Below are 5,102 nucleotides of genomic sequence, written 5' to 3'. Positions count from 1 at the left end.
GTTTACTCAATGACGACGAAATTTCTACTGTATTAAAGCAACTTACACATCTTCAAAGTCGGGTAAAATTTGGTTCAGATGATCAGGTTGTTTCGGTTGCCGTCATCGCGGGCTACGCTGCCCAAGTAGAATTGCTCGCAAAAAATATAAATGAAGGGTCTCACCAATGGCCTCACTTGGATATAGAGGTCGCCTCGATAGACAGGTTTCAAGGAAATGAAAAAGACGTTGCAATCGTATCTCTTGTTCGTGGAACTAACGAATGGACATTAGGACATCTTGATGAGAAACGAATGAATGTTGCATTTTCGCGTGCGAGGGATGCGTTAATCATTGTGGGTTCCACCAAAATGGTCGATAAGGTAGGAGAAGGAAGCAAACTCGCTGAAGTTCTTGATTATATTAGAAAAAACAGAAATGACTGCACAATCACATCGGATAGGCAACGCATTTAGCCGGCAAACGCAAAATATGCCTATATGCAATGGCCTGCCCTTAATATCGGCCTTTCATATTGCGTGGCCATTTTTTCGAGTCAACACCCAAATTGAGTGTCGGAAAATGCAACGCATCCCCTTTACATGGCTGTATGCACTCCGCGCGATCCAAGCAAATTTAAGGACAGTTGACGCGATCTCTGGCTTCCTGGGTGTTCCCTCAACCAGCGCAAAAAGTTGGCTCGTGGAACTCACCGTACGGGGAGCAATCACGTGCGACGCAGAGAATTTTGATTATTCTTTAACTATTCTCGGGGTGGAGTATTTGGATAGTCCAGAGATAGAGCGGATCGCGACATTGCCGGCCCGACTCACTTGGGATTGTATACGCGGAGAAATTTCGGATGCGACCTATGATGAATTAAGAGCACGTGAGCAAAAAGCGGAACGCGCCTTGGAATTGCATGTGGGCTTTAAAATTCCCGCCAGCGGCGAGCTGAGCCTTCCGATGTGCCAGAATTTTCTCGGCCAATTCCTCGATGAAATGGGCGAGGAATTGGATGGAGCCGAGTTGCTTCACATACAGTACACGAGCAAGCCTACGCGCGCCATTAAAAAAATTCCCGTTCTACTTTATGGGTTCTCACCTGAGATATTTGAAATACGCATTATCGGAAATGATGGCTTTGACATAGAAAGTGCACGGCTAGTCCGCAAATGCCCAGAATTTATTCGACGACTACCCGGCTTATTTCACGATGTGGCGATTGCCGATTTTTCTAGACGTGCGCTCTTAAATGACTCGAATATAATTTTCGATTTTGGTTTTGATCCCAGGGTCGTAAGTTCTGAGATTGGCGGACTGCTATTAGGGAGACCCGATAAGTTTCGCACCTTCCCAGGGCAAGGAATTAGATTTCTCGAACGAGCATTTTCGGAGGCTACGCGCGTGGTGCGCACAGTAATGACAGAATCGCGCATCGCTGATTGGGATGCATTTAGAAGTATCGTCAATGATGCGCTCATGCGTGGGGCAATCTGCGAAATTGTTTTGATTCACCTTCAAAATGATAATCGCGAGCGCGTAGACCGGCTGGCCCAGGATATGAGGGCGAAGATATTGGGGCAAGTCCCTCAAAAAAATCGATCGATAATGCGTACACATCTAAAGATATTGGTAAAGACTGAACGATATAAGAATCATTGGGTGCCAATTGTAATGTGCGACGATGAATGGCTATGGTGTGGGTCTGACATGCTACCAGGCGGAAATGGGCTAAATCCGCATTTCGGATTTTTCTTGCACAACAAATCGATAAGCCTTCGTTTTTCAAAGCTGATTTCGGAGCAAATTACAGATGTAGAAAGCCCGCGTATTCTTCCGCCAAAAATTGAAATTAAAAAAAGGCGTGCCCTTCCAAAGGGCAGGATGACGATTAAATAAGTTTTTTACCATACTAATCGCCATTTTCGAAAGGTCACCGTTCAATGCTCCTACGGTTTATTATCGGGGTCGCAACAGGCTCACCCATGATGAGATGGTGGAGCTGTTATGCAAAGGTCATTGTCAGATCAAACCCATTACTAAATCTGGAGGACAATCTCCGGAACAGGTTTTTTTTCTTGAGAGAAATGCTCTTTGAATCCATGATTACAATAGTGGTGTGTCAACTGCGCGTTATCGTGTCCTGAATTGCCCCCGTCAGCTCGACGTTGAATATGGTCATCGCTTGCGTGGACTAATACCAGTCTTGCTTTGCAGATAGCACAACGCTGCGCGGAATTTAAACTTGCTTTAATGCGTGCCGCGCTGCGCGTTTCTTTCCACGCATCTGACCTCGCAGTTTCACCATTCGACCCGACGCTACCAATGGCAGTTGAAATAATGTCCAAAATTTCCATTTCAGTTTTCCCTGACTTGAGTCCTTCGAAAATCTGCCTCAGCAATTTTTGAATCGGCTCTAGGCTCCGTTTCCATCCCCCATAACGGCTAAGAATTTGTTGACCAGGCGCATTTTTGCCAACCAAAAATTCTTCCAGCTTAGCTCGATGAAGGGTGAACTCCACCAACTCATCTTTTTGAACGAGTTCTTGAATAAACGAAACAACTGCCAGAAACATACTCGGGCGATGGTTCCCCGTAGTCCCCCAAAAATAGACTGCCGGATGAAGACTGAGAGACGCCGGTTCATTACCGGCAACATACTTGATCACGCCCCAAACTTTAGCCAATACGCGCGAAGTTTGGCTTCCGTCTGTATCAGGTTCCATGCCAATGGTCCCAGTTTTCATTGCCGTGACAATGTTCACTAACTCAAGTGCCATTCGTAGTCCGTTGGCGGTTTGTGCCATACCCGCAGGCTGTAATTCCGTATGGGTGTGTGGCTGAGCACCTTCAGGTTCAAATATCGCGTCGTAAATATTTTTGGCGTACCTCTCGATTTCTGCAACATACTTTTCATCAAACGAACCCCAATACGCGTGGCCGCGCCCTGCACCGACCAAGGCACGCGCGGCTATGATTGTCGGCGCTTTACGCTCTACGATCATATAGCGTTCAGTCGGGTCAATTTCGACAGAGCGTTGATTAATATCCAAGAATGATTGCAGCGCCACCCCGGCGTCGCCCAGAACCCACTGTGTTTCGATGGGCTGAGCAATATTTGTACTCCATGCCAACTGCTCAGGAGTTCGGCTTGGTAGCAACGTCAACCTCTGAAGCTCGGCATACTCCAAACCTCTGGCCTTGATTTGATCTCGGCATTTACGAGCTGAATTAACTTGTGATTTAGGAATTTGGTGTTTAAAAAATGCCTGTGAAATTACTCCATCCCCATAGTCATCGTTGACCCATGCCACGAACACACTGAGTCGGTGTGCACCATCAATAACAAAGGTCGATCCGTCCGCAGACCATAAAATGACCGCTGGAATGAGATGCCCGTTTCGAAAACTGTTCACCAGTGAAACTACATTGTCCACGTCCCAGTCATTTGTCTCGCGTTGGAAGAGCGGCTTACGCAGCAGACCATAAAAATGCTTGCCTATCGCCAGCTCTGTTACTTGAATTACTCCCTTGCTAGCCTTCGGTTTCTTCGCTTCCACGTCGTCCCGCGGGATCAACGCATCCAGATTGACTGTTTCCTTGTGTTTCGTCGCCATACCTCACCTAAATTTAGTTTTCATCAAGTATCACACAGGTAGGCGTTGACGTCTCTGTTGCGCCGAGATGTCAGTGAAATCACCACACGCTACGGCGACGGATGACGATCGCAGTCGATATTACCGTCGAACCTGGAGGAGCATTTGTTCATGAACGCGGTGGCACCACAAAAGGCAACAAATTCATTTACAATCAATGGCTTAAATCCATCAATGGACAAACGAAGTCGTCATAAACGCTCAGGTGCTCGATCTCGGCGGCACGCGTCGTCAACTGGGCTTGCATGTTCAGCAGCGCGTCGCCCTGGGTGGCGATGGTCGCGTCGCGTTCGCGCACCAGGCGCTCGCTGGCCAGCAACAGCGCCTTCAAGGCGTCGATGTCGTTGGGCAGGTCGATTGAGCTGAGCATGTGCCGAGTTTACGCGAGCTGCGTGACGTTTACAAGGCCGATGTGGGTCGCCAGGTGCGTTCCGGCCGGCGCCAGTCGATACCCTCAAACAGCATCGAGAGCTGCGCCTGCGTCAACGCCACGCTGCCGCTGGCGGCCTGCGGCCAGACGAAGCGCCCACGTTCAAGGCGCTTCGCCAGCAGGCACAAACCATCTCCGCTCCACCACAGCACCTTGATCATGTCACCGCGCCGGCCACGAAACAGGAACACGTGGCCGCTGAACGGATCTTCAGCCAGCGCCGTCTGCGCCTTCGCGGCCAAACCGTTCATGCCGGCGCGCATGTCGGTTACGCCGGCAGCCAGCCAGATCTTGGTCCCTGCAGGCAGGCCGATCATGGCAGTAGCCGAGCCAGCAGCAGCGTCAGCGTGGCCGTATCGACCGTGCCGCCTTCCAGGCGCAGCTGCGCCTGGCCCACGCTCAGTACAATGACACCGGGCGCGCTGCTTGCGACCGGCGCGGTTATGGCCGGTGTATCGAGCACGGTGACTGCCACCAACTGGCTCGGCGCGTTACCATCGGCCAGCGCCTCGGCACCGAAACGCTTGCGCCAACTGAATAACTGATTGGTGTTGATGTTTAGCTCGCGGGCGATCAGTGATACCGATGCGCCGCCGACTTCGGTGCGTGCCACTGCGGCGCGCTTGAACTCATCGCTGTGGCGGCGATACGGGCCTCGTTTCGCCCTGGTTGTGACTGGTTGAATTATTGTGTCCATAATTAAATTTGTGGACACAACCAATTTGCGTCCCAAATTCAATCATGGCGATGCGCGCCGCTCAAAGGAAGACGGCGCTGGGAAGACGCTTACGATATCATAACTGCATAGGAAAAATAAAAAACAAGATACCGAAATTTAATTAGCCACCCATGTAAATTTTTCATTTTATTTCCTTTTTTTTCAGTACGCGCTTATCGCCACTCACAGCCTCAATAAGGCTCTATCGAACAATTAATTAGGTTTTCGCCGTGCCGCGTGGGCGCATTACTACTGCATAGAGAAGCACATCTCCGCCATGGCGCTCGACTGCCTCGGTTATCGCATCGCGTGCATC

The 5,102-nt window shown here is 49.9% G+C and carries 6 protein-coding genes; 2 read left to right on the top strand and 4 right to left on the bottom strand.

The features are described 5' to 3' along the window. Together M0974_RS06995 and M0974_RS06990 are read left to right on the top strand one after the other, a co-directional pair. On the top strand, positions 1-455 hold a 455-nt coding region (locus tag M0974_RS06995), incomplete at its 5' end, for an AAA domain-containing protein (RefSeq protein ID WP_297834509.1). Positions 456-561: 106 nt separating this feature from the next. Continuing rightward, the gene (locus M0974_RS06990) at positions 562-1,881 is read left to right on the top strand and encodes a hypothetical protein (RefSeq protein ID WP_297834505.1); all 1,320 of its coding nucleotides are present in this window, start codon (positions 562-564) and stop codon (positions 1,879-1,881) included. A gap of 140 nt (positions 1,882-2,021) precedes the next feature. On the opposite strand, the gene M0974_RS06985 is transcribed toward M0974_RS06990, so the two are convergent. The 4 genes from M0974_RS06985 to M0974_RS06970 form a co-directional block, all read right to left on the bottom strand. Then, positions 2,022-3,599, bottom strand: coding sequence for a DUF262 domain-containing protein (locus M0974_RS06985; protein ID WP_297834503.1), 1,578 nt, complete (start codon positions 3,597-3,599; stop codon positions 2,022-2,024). A 193-nt stretch (positions 3,600-3,792) separates the two neighbouring features. Continuing rightward, on the bottom strand, positions 3,793-4,008 hold the full coding sequence (locus M0974_RS06980; protein WP_297834501.1) for a hypothetical protein: 216 nt from the start codon (positions 4,006-4,008) through the stop codon (positions 3,793-3,795). A gap of 29 nt (positions 4,009-4,037) precedes the next feature. Further along, positions 4,038-4,385: an IS66 family insertion sequence element accessory protein TnpB gene (gene tnpB, locus M0974_RS06975; RefSeq protein WP_297834497.1), complete on the bottom strand. Its 348-nt coding sequence runs from the start codon at positions 4,383-4,385 to the stop codon at positions 4,038-4,040. Beyond that, a complete protein-coding gene (locus M0974_RS06970) occupies positions 4,382-4,765 on the bottom strand; it encodes a transposase (protein ID WP_297834493.1) in 384 nt (127 codons plus the stop codon). Before M0974_RS06970 ends, tnpB begins: the two co-directional genes overlap by 4 nt. Between the last annotated feature and the right edge of the window lie 337 nt (positions 4,766-5,102).

The sequence above is a fragment of the Pseudomonas sp. genome (assembly GCF_026224925.1).
Classification (GTDB): Bacteria; Pseudomonadota; Gammaproteobacteria; order Pseudomonadales; family Pseudomonadaceae; genus Aquipseudomonas.
This window is presented reverse-complemented; position numbering and strand designations above follow the sequence as displayed.